Here is a 15,634-nt window from a genome sequence, read left to right as displayed (position 1 = left end):
ACATGTTTGAGCTTTTTGCTGACCAGCCTCTTCTGCCGACTCTCTGGTTCGCCGTCATCGGCTTCTTCTGGGTGGGTTACATCATTCTGGACGGTTTCGACCTGGGCGTAGGTATGCTCATGAGCCGAATCTTCGCCAAGAACGAGAAAGAACGCCGCCTGCTGCTGAACACCATTGGCCCCGTCTGGGACGGTAACGAGGTATGGGTTGTTACCGCTGGTGCAGCCACCTTCGCAGCCTTCCCGCTGTGGTACGCCTCCCTCTTCTCGGCCCTCTACATCCCGCTGACCCTGGCCCTGCTGGCCCTGATTTTCCGCGCTGTTGCTATCGAGTACCGCGGTAAGAAGGACTCAGAGCGCTGGATCGCCGGCTGGACCCTGGCTATCTCCCTGGGTTCCTTCTTCATCGCCTTCCTGGTCGGTGCCCTGCTGGCTCTAACCTCCACCGGCCTGCCCATCAACGCAAACGGTGACCGTGTGGGCGGCGCCTTCGCCTGGCTAACTCCCGCTGTCTTTATGGGCGGCCTAGCCATGGTCGGTGTTTCCCTGGTCATGGGTCTTGCCTTCATTGCGCTGAAGACCGATGGCGAGGTGCGCCACCGCGCCGGTGCTGCCCTGGTCAAGTTCTCACCCCTGCTGGTGCTCCCGGTTGTCGTCTGGGTTATCTACATGCAGGTGACCACCGGTAATGGCATCTCCTATGCTCTGACCGTACTCGCCGTGCTGGCTCTTGCCGCTGCCTGGTTCTTTGCCAGCCGCAGGAGCGAGGGTAAGGCCTTCTCCGGCTTTGCGGTATTTGTGGGCTTCGGCGTCCTGGCCATCTTCCTGGCCCTGTACCCCAACGTCCTGCCCTCAACCCTCGATGAGGCGTACAACCTCACTATCGCCAACGCGTCAAGCTCCGAGTACACCCTGCGCGTGATGAGCTGGGTCGGTCTCTTCGGCATCCCGATTCTGCTCGTCTACCAGAGCTGGACCTACTGGGTCTTCCGCAAGCGCCTGCGCGTTGAGAGCATCCCCGATGCCCACGACGCCACCGAGCTGGCCGCCCGCGCCACTCGTGCAAGCGCCTACAACGCCTAGCAGCTAGCACACGGCGTAGAGACGAAAGGACGTCGGGAGCAGCTCCCGGCGTCCTTTCGCCTACCTTGAGGGGTAGTGTGCTGACACCCACTGCCCAGCTATCGACATCGGGGTCTACCCCACCCAGAAGTTCCCACTAGAATAGTGAACAAACTATTCGCGGCACCAAGGACACTATCGAGAATGACCGCTCCCACAACGAGCAAGCGGCCCCCGCTGGGGCCCCACGCCAAGAGAAACCTCACCGTTTTTGCCGTGCTCACCGCACTCAAAACCCTGGCGCTCATTGTCTTTGCCGCGGTGCTGGGCACCGCCATTACCCTGCTAGCCCGCATGACCTACGCGGTGCTCTACGAGGGGAAAACCTACGAGTCTGCCCACGCCGAACAGCTTGCCGTCTTCGCCGGTAACGGCCAGGCCCAGCTCACCGGTATCTTCTTTGCTGCCCCTTTCATGCAGCCGGGCCTGCTGTCCCTGGCGGTCACCGGCGTCATTGCGCTTTTGGTGCGCGCAGCCGCCGACTGGTCCCTGGGCTTCTACGCCCAGCAGGCGGCGGTAGGTGCCAAAACCACTATCCGCCGCAAACTCATCCGCCGTGTCCTTGCCACCGGCGGTATCGACACCCCCGACGGCACCGGTGCCACCGCCGTCCTGCTCTCCCGCGGCCTCAACGCCCTGGATGACTACTACACCAAGACTCTTACCGCCTTTGTCTCCACGGCCGTAGTACCCACCCTGCTACTGATTTTCATCGCCTTCTACGACTGGGTCTCAGCCCTGGTCATCATCTGCACCCTGCCGCTGATCCCCCTCTTCATGGTGCTCATCGGCCGAACCACAGCAGAAGACACCGCCCGCGCCCAGCGCGACCTGCTGCGCCTCTCAGACCACATCGTCGAACTGGTCAAGGGTCTGCCCGTGCTGGTGGGCCTGGGGCGCTCGCGGGCTCAGTCCAAGGCACTGGGCGATCTGGGGGAGCGCTACCGCAAGGCCACCATGTACACCCTGCGCTCGGCCTTCCTCTCATCGCTGGCCCTAGAACTGATTACCACCATCTCGGTAGCTCTGGTAGCGGTGCTGATTGGCCTGCGCCTAGTGGAGGGGAACCTGGGGCTCGACGTCGCCCTCTTCGCCTTGCTACTGGCCCCCGAGTGCTACCAGCCCCTGCGCGATGTGGGCACCGCCTACCATCAGTCTGAGGACGGCGTGGCAGCCCTCCGTCGCGCCGAGGCCATCATCGACCAGCCCATTCCCCACGCTACCGTCGCCCCCGGCGGCGACCGCATCTCGGTGCGCCAGCTCTCTGTCGCTTACCCGGGCCGCGACCGCACCCTCACCGGCGTGAGCTTCACCCTGCGCCACGGAACCACCACCGCTATCACTGGGCCTTCCGGCTGCGGCAAAACCACCCTGCTCTCGGTACTGGGCGGAGCCCTGCGCAACGACCTGGTACCCACCGGCACCACCGAACCGGTGCACGTCTCCGGCCTGGTATCTGGCACCGGCTCCACCGTCTGGATTAGCCAGTCACCCACCTTCATCGCCCCCACAGCCCTGGCAGAGGTCGCCCTCTACGCCACCGTAACCCGCGGCGAAGGTGCCCTCGAAGGCATCAACTACGCCTCAACCCTGCTCGATGATTCCGTCGCTTTCACCGCTGAGGACCGCGACTACTTCACTTCCTTCCTGCACTCGGTAGGGCTTGCTGACCTCGCAGACTTGCCACCGGAAGCCCTTTCAGCCGGTCAGATGCGCCGTCTTGCTATTGCCCGCGCCCTGGCCCGCGTTGCCACCCTGCAAGCCCAGGAAGAACGCGTCACTGTGCTGATTGACGAACCCACCGCCCACCTTGACCCGGTTTCAGCGGCCAAGGTGAATGTTGCCCTAGCTGCCCTGCAGGAAACCGGCGCAACCCTGATTATCGTCACCCACGACACCGCCCTGGCTGCCGCCACCAACAACCTGCTCCAGGCGACCTCAAAGCCCCACGGCGTTACCTGGGAGCTCACCGCCCAGAACGCAGATGGGCTAGGCGGCTACGCTCTTGCGACCTTGGCGGACGCCGTCGCCACCGGCGAGCTCGAAGACTCGGCCCCCGTCCAAGCTGCTGCAAGCTCAACAGAACAGGCGGTAGAGCCGGCCGCGGCGGGCGTCCTGAAAACCCTACGCCACCTGGGGGAGCTCACAGGCATCCGCAAGCGCGATATGGCCCTGCCTATCCTGCTATCGGTACTCACCGTGGTCTTTGCTGTCAGCCTTACCGCGCTTTCTGGCTGGCTCATCGTGCGCGCCGCTGAGCAGCCCGCGATGATGTACCTGCTGGTAGCTGTTACCGGCGTCCGCTTCTTCGGCCTGGGTAGGGCGACCTCCCGCTACGCCGAACGCCTGCGCACCCACAACCTGGTGCTGGGGGCAGCTAACACCCTGCGCGTGCGCGCCTGGGATGCTGCCGGACGTACCGTCCTGTCGGTGCGCTCCCTACTGCGAGGGGATAAGATCCTTGACCGGCTGGTCGGCGACATTGACGAGCTGCGCGATGCTATCCCGCGCGTTATCCTGCCGGTTGCCGCTCATCTGATCGTGATGCTACTGGTGCTGGGCGTGACAGCCTGGGCTACCCCGCAGGCCCTGCTGCCGGTCGTCATCGCTGTTCTTATCTCTACCTTCGTGATTCCGGCAGTGGTGCTGCGTGCGGACGAGCGCGCGGATGCCGTTGCCCGCCGGGAAACCTCGGCCATGCTCCGCCTGGGCGTCTCGGCCCTGGATGCTGCTACCGACCTGCACAATAACGGCCTTGACCAGACCGTTGCCCTGGCTGTCTCCCGCCAGGACGGCTATGCCCAGGAATCCCGCCTCAAGAGCTCCCGCGCTATCGGCGTGGGCCAGGGCCTGATGGTTGTCACCTGGTGGGGTGCGGCTCTAGCTGTGATTGCCAGCGTCTGGCCTGCCGTTGAAGTGGGGGAGGTTACCGCGCCGACCGCAGCTATCGTCATTTTGATGATGACCGGCCTGTTCGAGACCACCGCAGCCCACCTGGACGCCGTTCGCGGCTGGCCCGCCTTCGCTGCCCTGGTTGCCCGCACCCGCGCTAACTTTGAGACCGTGGACGCTGCCACTGCGGCCGAGGGGGAGGACGCCGGTAAGGGCGAAATTCGAGATATTCTTGGGGACCCCGGTATTGGGGCTAAGAACCGTGCCGCGCATAAGTCCATCACCCTGGAGCTGGATTCGCTGGCCACCCGCTGGCCCAATATGGAGCAGCCTGTTTTTACCGACCTGTCAGCGTCTGTATCGTCGGGGCAGTGGCTGGGTATCACCGGCCCCTCTGGCTCGGGCAAGACAACTGCTTTGGCTACCCTGCTGGGCTTCTTGCCTGTTGAGCAGGGGCAGATTCGGGTGAATGGTCGTGCCTTTGATGCCCAGTCTTTGCGCGGGTATGCGGCTTGGTGCCCCCAGTCTGCCTATATCTTTGAGTCCACTATTGCTAATAACCTGGCGATTGCCCGTTCGGCGGACGAGCGCCCCACCGATGAAGAGATGTACGAGGTGCTTGACCGGGTAGGGCTGGGCGATTTTGTGCGGTCCCTGCCTGCTGGCTTGCAGACCCTGGTGGGGGCTGGCGGTTCTTATGTGTCGGGTGGCCAGCGTCAGCGTATTGCGATTGCCCGCACCCTGCTGGTGGATTCGCCTCTGCTGCTGATGGATGAGCCGACCGCCCACCTCGATGCCCCCGCTGCGGTGGCTCTGATTAATGAGGTTGCCCGCGGTACTAAGCGCGCCCCCGGCCAGAAGCTTAAGGGCAAGACCAAGCTGCCTGCGGTCGTCCTGGTCTCCCACCGAGCCGAAGACATCGCTGCCTGCGATACCGTGGTGAAGCTTCGATAGAAGCAAGAAAACCCCTCCCAAGGTTCCTGCGAAAGGACGCTGTGGGAGGGGTTTTCTGTATGCAAGGTGGCTGTGAATCTTCCTCTGCTGTCTGGAATTTTACCATGGGGGGTAAAGTGTGTTCTAGGTAATAAATTTCTAGAGCCCGAGTGACAGATAGTGAGTGAATCCCATGCCTACTCTTCAAGAGCGCAGCTACGTTGCGCCCCTGACTAAGAAGTTCAAGCTGTTTCTTTGCGGGGTCATAGTTTTTGTACTGCTGAGTGTTGCACTGCCCATCATGATTTTTGGCCCCGTCGATAAGGACGGCACTTACCAGGGTCTCTTCATTTCAGCGCTTGTGGGAGCTTCCGTAGCGCTGGTTATTATTCCGATGATCTTCAGCAGTACCCGCATTGACCTGCTCGATACTTCTCTCAAAATCACCACCATGAAGTTCTTCTCGAAAGAGCTACCCTACAGCGAGATTGAGAAGGCAGAGGTGGGGCCAGAAACCGGTCTGGCACAGGGAGCCGGTCTTAGAATCATGGGCGGAGGTAACACCGGCTACCTGACCGGCGGCCCCACCGTTACCTTTACCCTGACCAACGGTAGCCGGGTGACGGCGTCCGCTACCAACCCCGAACAGGTTGTTGCTGAGCTGAACTCCCGGCTGCGTTCAGCAGTGTAATGGAAGAAAGTAGCGGGCGCGCCCGCTACTTTATTATTTTCAGGTCAGGGTCGGCAGGCACACCAACACTCCCTTTCCTCTGGTGCTATTTAGGAAAAGGTCCGCCTGCTAGTTTTTTCTTTTAGAAGAGAGCATCCTCTTCAACCTGAACTTCAGGCTGATCGGCGGGTTCTTCTGAGACCGCTGATACAGGTGCGGGGGAGGTCAGTGCCTGGTAGTTGGGGCCGATTGCGTCGATGCTCTGGGCTAGGAGCACACCGGATCCGTCGCGGGGGCCGAATTCGGTGGGTAGGGTGCGGGCAACACCGGCGGATGAGACTGCCTTGGCGGGGCCGATTCCCACCCAGGCGAGGGCGAGGGCGGTTTCTCCCTTGAGGAAGCGGTGGGCTCGCATGCCGCCGGTTGCGCGCCCCTTCTGCGGGAATTCGGTGAGTTCGGTGACTTTGGCGGTGGCTCCGTCTTCGCGGCCGTCGGTGATGGTGACGACTTGGGCGTCCGCGCCGGGGGTGGTGACGCCGAAGGCGATGAGCTTGTCGTCGTCGGCTACCTTCATGCCGGCCATACCGCCGCCGGTGCGTCCTTGGGGGCGGACCTTGGAGGCATCAAAGGTGAGTAGCTTAGCCTGCTCGGTAATAAAGGTGAGTACCGCATCGTTAGAATCGCAGACAGCTACGCCCACTATGGCGTCCTTGGGCTTGAGCTTCATGATCTCAAACTCGGTGGCGTTGAGCGGGTAGTCGGGGTTGACTCGTTTGACGACACCGCGTTCGGTAGCCAGGGCCAGGATGGCATTGAGCGGTACCAGGCCGACGAGTTTTTCGCCGCGGGCTAGGGTGATGGCGTCTGCGGCTTTGACACCGCTGGTGGGCTGGGGTGTGCCGCCGGTCTCTTCGAGGACGGGTAGGTCAATGACGGGCACACGAATCAGGCGGCCGCTTGAAGTTACCGCACCGATTTCGCCGCGGGCGCTGGTGGGCACGATGGAGAGGTAGGCGTCGTGTTTGATGCGTTTGCCCGGGTCGAGCAGGGTGGGGCGTTGGCCCTTGACGCCGCTGGTGCGCCCCAGCTGGCCCGAGGTGGAGAGCAGGACCCAGCAGGGGTCGTCCGCGATTTCGAGGGATAGGCCGGCTTCTTTTTTGGCCTTGGAGGCGGACGCCGACAGGGCAGCCACCGCGTCGGCCAGCTCGTCCTTGGTGACGATTTTGGTGCGGCGGTCGGTGCCGTATTCGTCGGCGACCTGCTGTAGTTCTTCGGAGACCAGGGCGCGGAGTTTTACGTCGGAGCCGAGGATTTCTTCGAGGGAGGTGATTTCTGCTAAGAGTTCGTCGCGTTCGGCTTCAAGCTCGATGCGGGAGTACTTGGTGAGCTGGCGCAGGCGCAGTTCGAGAATGTGGTTGGCCTGAACCTCGCTCAGGTCGTAAATCTGCATGAGGCGCTCACGGGCCTGGGCTGTTTCGTCGGAGGAGCGGATAATCTGGATAACCTCGTCGATATCGACGATGGCTACCAGCAGGCCCTCTACCAGGTGCAGGCGGTCGCGGCGCTTGCCCAGGCGGTGGTTGGTGCGGCGGCGCACGACGTCCAGGCGGTGGTTGACGTAGACGTGCAGCAGATCGAGCAGGCCCAGGGTCTGGGGCTGGCCGTCCACCAGGGCTACGTTGTTGATGCCGAAGGAGTCTTCTAGCGGGGTGTGCTTGTAGAGGGCGGCGAGCACCGCCTTGGGGTTGAAGCCGTTTTTGATTTCAATGACCATGCGCAGGCCGTTTTTGCGGTCGGTCAGGTCAACGACGTCTGAGATGCCCTGCAGCTTCTTGGAGTTGACGCCGTCCTTGATTTTTTCGATGACCTTTTCGGGGCCAACCAGGTAGGGCAGTTCGGTGACCACAATACCCTGTTTGCGGGCGGTGACCTGTTCGATGGAGACCTTGGCGCGGGTCTTGAAGATGCCGCGGCCCTTTTCGTAGGCGTCCTTAATGCCGGAGGTGCCCACGATGGTGCCGCCGGAGGGCAGGTCGGGGCCGGGCACGAACTTCATGATGTCTTTGAGGGTGGCCTCGGGGTGATCCAGCAGGTGGCGGGCAGCGGCTATGACCTCGCGCAGGTTGTGGGGGGCCATGTTGGTGGCCATGCCGACAGCGATACCGGCTGAGCCGTTGACCAGTAGGTTGGGGTAGGCGGCGGGCAGGACGGCCGGCTGCATGAACTGGCTGTCGTAGTTGGGTACGAAGTCCACGACGTCTTCGTCGAGGTTGGCGGTCATGGCGAGGGCCGCCGGAGCCATGCGGACCTCGGTGTAGCGGGAGGCTGCTGGGCCGTCGTCCAGGGAGCCGAAGTTGCCGTGGCCGTCAACCACGGGTAGGCGCATGGAGAAGGGCTGGGCTAGGCGCACCATGGCGTCGTAGATGGCGACGTCGCCGTGGGGGTGCAGCTTACCCATGACTTCGCCGATCACGCGGGCGCTCTTGACGTGGCCCTTGTCGGGGCGCAGGCCCATCTGCTGCATCATGTAGAGGATGCGGCGCTGCACGGGCTTGAGGCCGTCGCGGGCGTCGGGCAGGGCGCGGGAGTAGATGACCGAGTAGGAGTATTCCAGGAAACTGGTTTCCATCTCGCTGGTCACGTCGATATCGACGATATTTTCGACGACGTCGGTGGGGTAGTCATCGTGCGCGGTGGTGCGGCGAGCCATGGGAACCTCAAAGCAAATAGACGGTGAAGGTATTGCCCCACCAGTTTACCGTGTTCCCCGCAAGTGCCCCAGAAAAGCCGAACCTACCAGCCTCTCACACAGAGACAGGACGAGCCGAATTCTGTTCTACGACCTTTTTCGTCCCAACCGGTATCGACTAGCCTTGGACCAGCCACGTTTAGACTCTACCTGCTTGCTGGGTACCGTAGGCCTACGCATTAGGGTTATGCCCTCAAAATCAACGGGATCCCACTGGTGCCGGTGTACTTTGTAATCTAGGCCCTGCTCTGTGTTGGTAGAGAAGACCATAAGCGCCCGACCAGACTGTACCGAAGAAACAATACGCTCCCACAAGTGCTCGCGTACTCGGGCACTGACCTTGCCAACATAGACTCCCGAACTGATTTCTAAAAGCCAACGGGTCAAATCACCGCGTAGAGCAGGCGGACAGTTTGAGAGGATAACAACAATCATGCTTCCTCCCCATAATTTCTCCTGCTTTCTATCGTTTCTTCGCGATCTCCCCAGAGGGCAAGGACGTCGGTATGCCAGTCTTCTTCAGCAATTTCCGAGCTGAGAAGTAGTTTCTGAATATCGCTAGTACAACGTTGCAAGATTTTGCCGTCCCGGAGCTTGTCTCTCACTGCACGGCGGGCTCTGGACGCCACGTCCTCCTTGCTTTCTGCAACAACCTCAAAAGCCGCAGGAATACTTACTTCTGCCTTGTAGAGGTCGGCAATATCATAGATAAAAGACCGGGAATGCCCCGTATGCACAAAGCCTAGACCAGGGGAACAGCCCAAAGAAACTACTACCGCATGAACTATCCCGTAGAGGCAGGCATTCGCTGCCGAGAGAGCCATGTTGATTGCATCTGCGTTATCAAAATCATTGGGGTCGTAGTTACGGTTATCCCAAGGCACACCGGTACGACCAGATTCCTGGCGGTAAATACGGCGTACTCTAGCGCCCTCCTTGCCCCGTAACTGTTGCATTGTTAGTTCCCTGACATCTTCATCGGGGAAGCGCATGTTATACATTTCCTTAGCAACAGCTAGGCGCTTGCGAGTATTACTGACCTTATCTGCCTGGGCCTGAAGCAGACGAGTGGTTTTAGCCAAGGAGCTACCGTGAGCATAGTAGCGTACCCCCTGCTCACCTACCCACACCGCGGTTGCACCGCAGTCGCCAAGTAACATCATGGCGTGGTGGGTAATACGGGTGCCTGGACCAAGCATAAGAGCGCCTAAAGAAGCGGCAGGTATATGCACGGTTCCCTGGCTATTAGTTGCGGTAATAGCGCTGTCTTCTCTATGGATAACGCTGTGCTCAACATAGATAAAGGAAAGCCGGTCAGAACTTCTGGTGAGTTCCTTGGTGGTGGGTGGGGTGGCACCAATCATGGGTTTCTCCTGGATCTGAGAGATATAAAAGAATCTGGGATGCACACAAGTGTGCATCCCAGATTCTTAGGAAGAATTTTTACGGATAGTAAGCAGACCACATCCATAGGCCTTTCCCTTGCCCATGCCCTTGAGTATGGACTCTCGGAAGAGGTCTACATCGGTGATAACAAGAGCCCCGTCAAATTGGGCTTGCCGGAGGGTCACAGAAGCACGTCGTCCGTCATCGTGAGGATTAGCACGGCTAAAACGCTGGTCAGATCGTGAAGTGACAGCTGCCAGGTAACTTCCTGGCTCAGAGCCTTCAGCTACCCTAAAGCCCCATTGCGGAGCCTTATGCACTAGCCAGCCAAGTTGCTGTTCAGCAGTAACATGGGGGACGACCCTACCACGCTTCCCATTTTCTACAGGAAGAGACTTAACCGGGTTTCCAGTTAGCCGGAAGGACCAGGCCTGGCCCTCCCTTAGGCTGGATAGCAACTTACCAAGATGAGCAACTTCAGCAGGACGTGACTCCCAGCCGGCGGCCTCCTGAATATGCCGTAGATCCGGCTCTTCAGGACTTTGAACGTAGAGGGTATAGGAAGGGCCGTTAACATCGAGCCGCCACAGTACCCGGCTGTCTGCGCTCGCCTGCACATCTGGCGGGAAAGCAGAGAGGACGGCAGCATGCATGGCTTGGGGGCTGGCTATGAGCTTTCGCGCTTCACGACGCTGGGGATTGATGAGTATGCGGGAAAAGAAACTCATGCTTCAGTAACCACCTTCATGAATTCGTCCTCCGGCTCAGTTTCTCCCTCAGGATTGTTGATTTCTAAGGGCTCTGCCCGGAAAACAGACCGTAGCGAATACTGCCGGAACTCTGGATTAAAGCTTACCGGGATATCTCGTAAGGTATCTGCTGGTTCGCCTAGGCGGGCATCGCGCAGGATCGCAAGTGAGACAAGCTCTCCGGCGTTTTGCTGAGCCCACTTGGGTGCGTACCAGGTATTTTCTGCTCGCAGAACTTCTTCCGCGTTGCCCTCTCTGATACCCAGTACTAGATCAGGGTTAGCGGGGCAGGCCCGCCGCCCTAGGTAGAGCGGATAGACAGGACGCCGCAGGGCGGCTTCTAGTTCTTCCAGGAGCGCTTTCTGGGGTGAAGCTAGGGCTACCAGAAAGACAGCATCCGCCAGGTAGTAGCGGGTACTGAGCTGGGAATTTTTGTCCTTACCGAACCAGTTACGGGCCGTGTGATAGTCGCGAGTCAGCTGACCTGGGTGGTCTACCCGCACCGCGAATTCAAGCTGGGCCAGGTCGTCTACAGGCTCTTGACGGTCGCGCCCCAGGGCGGCGGAAAGAAGCCCAATAACTCCTGACTTTGTAGGCTCGTTGTTGGTATGGCGGACCTTGAACCGGCTCTCAGCTCCCCAGGCCTGTAGCGGCGCCTTGAATTTGAGGAGTAGCGAGTACATTAGTCTGCCAGCACCTCGGAAAGATCGCTTTCAACTGCGGAAAGGAGTTCCTTGAGGTTTACGCCCTGGCCAAGGTTTTCTAGGGCATCCTTGAGGTCTCCTACTGCAAGAAAGTAGCTCTTGACGGGCTCCAGACCGTATGTTTCTGCCAGCTCCTGTGCTTCATGGGCTAGGGCAGCGGCTGCCTGGTAACGGCGGCCCTTCTCCGCGCTCTCCTTGACAGGGGTTTCAAAGGCATTGACGTAGGAAACTGGGCGGTCATCACGCAGGGTAACCACTACTGCCTCGGGCAGGGTGCGGTTAGCGAAGCTGTTCTGCTTGCCGGTGGGCATAGCGGTGATGAAGCTCTTGATGAACTGGGTTGCGGCCTCTACAGCGGCCTCCTTGTCACCCAAGTTTGCCTGTAGGCCGGTGAAGTTGATGTTGGCGTAGCGGTAGAGGGTGGAGGACATCATCTCGACGGTGCCAATCATGCCTGCGCCGGTTTCGTCTGCGTCGCGGACAACGTCATCGACTGCGGTGAAGTAGTCGAATTCAGGCTCTGACTCATGAACGCCAATAGCGTGGGCTACCTGGCAGGAGGCATCAACGTTGAAGTCGGGGGCGTCAGCAAGCATACGGCCAAAGAGGGCAATGTCAACGCTGTGCTGTTCGTCCAGGATTTTTTCTACATCCGCTTTTTTCAGTTTGCTGCCTTCAGCATCGATGATTGCCTGGGCCAGGCGTGAAATCTGCTGGTTGCTGACCAGCAGAAGATAACCGGATTCCAGGGTCTTCGGCGCCTCTTCTTCTTTCTTCTTTTTGGGCTCAGCCAGGGAAATTTTTACTGTTTTGAAAGCTTCTGCAACCTCGGAAAGAGCCTGGTCATAGTCGTATCCTTCAGAAATTTCCTGAATTTTGGTAACGACTTTTTCGGCTACTCGCTTGGTGCGGATTCCCATCTTATCGGTGTCGAGGTTGGCGACGAAGTCCTGACGAATAGCAGACTTCCAAGCCTGGGAAGAAACACGCTGGCGGGGTACCCCGCCAAAAACAGCAGACTTGGGGGAGCCCGTATCGTCGCGGTTGATGTTGGAGGGGGGAAGGGTCTGTAGGGCGTGGATATCGATGTAGAAGCTCATGATTTCTCCTTTTAGTTTCTTGGGTTAGTTGTTGGTAGAGGTATTTGCTGGGCGGCGAGTGTAGCCGTAGGCAAAGTCTCGGCTCCAGCGGGTAATGACTTTTGCACGGTGCCTGGGGTGCTGGAGCCAGTAGAGGTCGGTAGTGAACCTTCCATAGTCGAAGGTTAGTTCTTCCTGTTTGAGGAGCTGAACCAGGGAATGAGCGTGGTAGACGATACCGCTAAAGTTCCTTGCCTGAAGTAGGGCATCAAAGCGTTTTTTGATGGAGGGGGTGCGCTTTGCAACAAGCTGTCCTATTGAGTAACCAAAGCTAATGTCTTTGGTGTGCATGTTTCTTTGCTCTGATTGCTGGTGGACAGCGTAGAGGGTGAGGGCCATGTAGGTGGCTAGTTCACCGTAGCTGGCTTCGTCTCCTCGGCCTCGGTAGTTATCTGGAAAGTCGATATTTTCATCGCCGGTGAGGACATACTGCCAGGCTAGCGGGTTTTTAGCAGGATCTTGACCTACTGCTTGACGAAGGTCGCTCAGCTCTTTTTTGGACGCTGAGGAACCTGCATTGTGTCCTCCGTAGAGGCGATGGATTTTGTGGGTGACAAAGTTATAGAGGGTAGGTGTCACCGTCTCAGAAGGATGAGACATCGTTGCCTTCTTTCTACTGGGTTTTGTCTTCGTAGGCTAGAGGAAAAATCTTTTTGAACTCGCGATGGCAGGCTCGTTGGGCTGTTGCTGCACTGATGAGTTTGTCATCCTTGATCCTGCCGATGAGGGCTTTCGAGCTTGCACCGATGAGCATATTTTCTACTTCCCGTTTGAAGAAGGAAGAGGCAAGTTTCTGCCAGCTTTCCTTAAGCTCTTGTGGATTTGCTTCGTGGGTAACCTGGGAAAGCCAGATGCGGAATTCCTTTTCGAGCCTGTGAAGTACAGCTTCGGTTGCCGCTGGCTGGAATTCGTAGCTTTGACCGGCAGCTTCCAGCAGACTTCCGGCGAAGCGTCCCAGCTGGATTGCAGCGTCCATACTCTTTTGGGAGTTTTCAAGGATGGCTGCTGTATGTTCTGGGAATTCATCGGTTAGCAGGGCTAGTTCTACGGGAATTGATTCATCGATGGTGGATTCGATAACAGCGTTTTGGTTGCCGTAGACAACTCCTACTAGCTGGACCTGTACCTTCATATTGTGAGGAAAGTAGCGGCTGAGGTCTTGTATAGTTTGAGGTTTTTTGGGCGCGTATTCGTCCCCGCCTTGGTTAGGACTTAAGACCAGGAGAGCATCTAAGCCTCGCCAGAAGGTACGCTCCTGGTTGTGCTGTAGAGGCATCCAGATTTCCTGTCCCTTTTTAGACTGGTTTTTGCTGTAGCGAAGGCCGGTCCAGGGGTCTTCACAGCCGATGCCGTCTTGGAATTTCTCAGAAGCCTTATCTCCATTGGAGACAAGAACTCCGGTAACTTGACCGTTCTTGGGGAACAGCCGGACGCGCCGGGATTGCCAGGTGAGGGTGTCACAAGGTCCGGTAGGAGTGGTTATCTCTTTGGGGTAGCTTCTGGGGGCAGCGCCATCAAAGGGTTCTCGTTCCCAAACGGGTAAGTCATTGGCGATTTTGAAATCTTCCTCCCCGTTCTCGTTAATGGTCGGCTCAAAGAGTCGGCTGATAGGCAGGTTGAGGAGGAGAGTCTCAAAGATGTTTTCTCCGTGAAGAATAACCCTTCCTGTGGCGCCTTGCCAACCAACACCAATGGGATATCCTCGGCCACCTTTGACGCGCGGGTCACCTACTGCACCGGATTTAATGCCGGAATAGTCGTAGGCCTGTACAGTGATAAGCTTTCGGGCTGCATCGGCATAGTCTAGGGTTCCTTTGCCACTAGCTGCGCGCATGGAAAAGTGATCTGAATCAGAGTCTAGGAGAATGCGGGAAACAGGGGAGAAAGTGCTCTTTTCAGTATGTAGGTCTGCTACCTGCATGAAGGGGTGCTCTGGATGGAAGAGTTCAAAGTAGGGTTTGATGTCTTCATGCTGGAGGTAGTCCAGTACGAAATCAAAGTTGCCTACTTTCTTCTCTCTGAGGGTGGCTATCCAATTTCGACGGGCTTCAGTTCCAAAGGCTGCTAGGTCAAAGTCTTCGGCGTCTGCGAAGTGGAAGAAGGACGAGCGTAGAAGAATGGGCTCTAAGAAAGCCAGCATAGCGGAGTCTTCTAGTGCGCTTTCATGAGCAAGCTTGGTAATGGAATAGCCTTCGCGGAAGAGCTGCTCTAAAGAAACAAGTTCTAGCTCACCGGCTGTCTTCTGAACCTTAATCCAGGGTGAATCTACGAGATTAAATTGGGGAATGGTGTCTTCGCTCACTCTATCCTCCTAAAATTTTGTCTAGGGGCTGTGTGGGCGAGTCTTGATGGCGTCATCGCCCTGCGTTCTTGAGTAAGAGCCTAATTCTGTCTAGAGTGGCATGTCAAGGGGTTCTAGATATTTAATTTACAAGTTCATTACTTTTTGCTCTTCGGGTAGGATAAGAGTATCTCGTCTTCGCGAGGAGCATGAGGTGATCCCTGGATAGATACTTCATCTACAAGGGGTCATCACCGTATAGGCGGTGCTTTTCTAGGTTACATGAGGATTTTGGGTGGGGCTGTCGTTCACCTGCAGATTTACCCCCCCCCGACTCGAAGGAATATTGTGATACATTAATGATGAAGGTAATTTTTCTTCCCAGTGCTTCCAAGCATGGCTACACGGAAGCAGATGCCCTGTGCGCTATAAAGAACTACCAGCACTATCTTTCAGCCTTTGAACCTTCGCGCATAGCGCATCTACCAGACCCGAATCTCTACATCGGCCCAGCGCTCAACGGTGATCTGCTAGAGGTCTTTACCTACGTGATAGACCCTCAAACCGTTATCTTCCACTGTATGAAGTTACGGGGGAAGACCTACATGCGTGCTGTGCAAAACTCTGAGGAAAGGAGCTACCAAGGTGACTAAGGAATACAGCCTGGAGGAACTAGAGGCTATTGGCCAGAAGCTATCTTCTTGGGTGGAGTCTGACGAATATTTTGAAACTTTAGAGAACGCCCAATTCCAGGGCCGCACCTCCGAGGGGGTTGCTCAAGCGGAGGCAATAGTGCAGGCTGCTACCCGAGGCCGTCCTTCTCTCGCCGCAGAGATAGATGGCAAGTCTCCCACTATCAATGCGCGAGTAACCCCAGACCTTAAAGAACGCCTAGCAGCCTACGCAAAAGAGCGGAAGGTTAAGCCCTCTGTTGTGGTGAGAGAAGCCCTAGAACAATATCTGCCCCGTTCTGCCTAGTAGTTGACGAGCGCCCCGAAAGGATAACGCCA

General features: G+C 57.9%; 12 protein-coding genes. 4 read left to right on the top strand and 8 right to left on the bottom strand.

Annotation, left to right across the window (positions count from 1 at the left end; translation table 11 throughout):
- Positions 1 to 2: 2 nt before the first annotated feature.
- The 3 genes from cydB (at position 3) to HWU94_RS06950 (ending at position 5,637) form a co-directional block, all read left to right on the top strand.
- The gene (cydB, locus tag HWU94_RS06960) at positions 3 to 1,082 is read left to right on the top strand and encodes a cytochrome d ubiquinol oxidase subunit II (RefSeq protein ID WP_185173081.1); all 1,080 of its coding nucleotides are present in this window, start codon (positions 3 to 5) and stop codon (positions 1,080 to 1,082) included.
- A 183-nt stretch (positions 1,083 to 1,265) separates the two neighbouring features.
- A complete protein-coding gene (cydC, locus tag HWU94_RS06955; RefSeq protein WP_185173080.1) occupies positions 1,266 to 4,967 on the top strand; it encodes a thiol reductant ABC exporter subunit CydC in 3,702 nt (1,233 codons plus the stop codon).
- Positions 4,968 to 5,139: 172 nt separating this feature from the next.
- On the top strand, positions 5,140 to 5,637 hold the full coding sequence (locus tag HWU94_RS06950; RefSeq protein WP_185173079.1) for a hypothetical protein: 498 nt from the start codon (positions 5,140 to 5,142) through the stop codon (positions 5,635 to 5,637).
- A 121-nt stretch (positions 5,638 to 5,758) separates the two neighbouring features.
- On the opposite strand, the gene HWU94_RS06945 is transcribed toward HWU94_RS06950, so the two are convergent.
- The 8 genes from HWU94_RS06945 to casA form a co-directional block, all read right to left on the bottom strand.
- Entirely contained in the window at positions 5,759 to 8,326 is a 2,568-nt protein-coding gene (locus HWU94_RS06945; protein WP_185173078.1) for a DNA topoisomerase (ATP-hydrolyzing) subunit A, read from the bottom strand.
- A gap of 126 nt (positions 8,327 to 8,452) precedes the next feature.
- Complete coding sequence (gene cas2e, locus HWU94_RS06940) at positions 8,453 to 8,800, bottom strand: type I-E CRISPR-associated endoribonuclease Cas2e (RefSeq protein WP_185173077.1); 348 nt, start codon at positions 8,798 to 8,800, stop codon at positions 8,453 to 8,455.
- Entirely contained in the window at positions 8,797 to 9,729 is a 933-nt protein-coding gene (cas1e, locus tag HWU94_RS06935) for a type I-E CRISPR-associated endonuclease Cas1e (protein ID WP_185173076.1), read from the bottom strand. The genes cas2e and cas1e overlap by 4 nt, the downstream gene beginning before the upstream one ends.
- Positions 9,730 to 9,795: 66 nt before the next feature.
- The gene (gene cas6e / locus HWU94_RS06930; protein WP_185173075.1) at positions 9,796 to 10,479 is read right to left on the bottom strand and encodes a type I-E CRISPR-associated protein Cas6/Cse3/CasE; all 684 of its coding nucleotides are present in this window, start codon (positions 10,477 to 10,479) and stop codon (positions 9,796 to 9,798) included.
- Entirely contained in the window at positions 10,476 to 11,183 is a 708-nt protein-coding gene (gene cas5e / locus HWU94_RS06925; RefSeq protein ID WP_185173074.1) for a type I-E CRISPR-associated protein Cas5/CasD, read from the bottom strand. Before cas5e ends, cas6e begins: the two co-directional genes overlap by 4 nt.
- A complete protein-coding gene (gene cas7e / locus HWU94_RS06920; protein WP_185173073.1) occupies positions 11,183 to 12,304 on the bottom strand; it encodes a type I-E CRISPR-associated protein Cas7/Cse4/CasC in 1,122 nt (373 codons plus the stop codon). The genes cas5e and cas7e overlap by 1 nt, the downstream gene beginning before the upstream one ends.
- Before the next feature lie 24 nt (positions 12,305 to 12,328).
- A complete protein-coding gene (gene casB / locus HWU94_RS06915) occupies positions 12,329 to 12,943 on the bottom strand; it encodes a type I-E CRISPR-associated protein Cse2/CasB (RefSeq protein ID WP_185173072.1) in 615 nt (204 codons plus the stop codon).
- Positions 12,944 to 12,956: 13 nt separating this feature from the next.
- The gene (gene casA / locus HWU94_RS06910) at positions 12,957 to 14,645 is read right to left on the bottom strand and encodes a type I-E CRISPR-associated protein Cse1/CasA (protein ID WP_185173071.1); all 1,689 of its coding nucleotides are present in this window, start codon (positions 14,643 to 14,645) and stop codon (positions 12,957 to 12,959) included.
- 624 nt (positions 14,646 to 15,269) lie between these two features.
- On the opposite strand from casA, the gene HWU94_RS06905 reads away from it, so the two are divergent.
- Positions 15,270 to 15,602, top strand: a complete 333-nt coding sequence (locus tag HWU94_RS06905; protein WP_185173070.1) for a hypothetical protein — start codon at positions 15,270 to 15,272, stop codon at positions 15,600 to 15,602.
- The last annotated feature ends 32 nt before the right edge of the window (positions 15,603 to 15,634 follow it).

Origin of the sequence: Rothia nasimurium (genome assembly GCF_014217215.1) — a bacterium.
Classification (GTDB): Bacteria; Actinomycetota; Actinomycetes; order Actinomycetales; family Micrococcaceae; genus Rothia; species Rothia avistercoris.
Note: the sequence above shows the minus strand (reverse complement) of the source record. Positions and strands in the feature narration are given on the sequence as shown.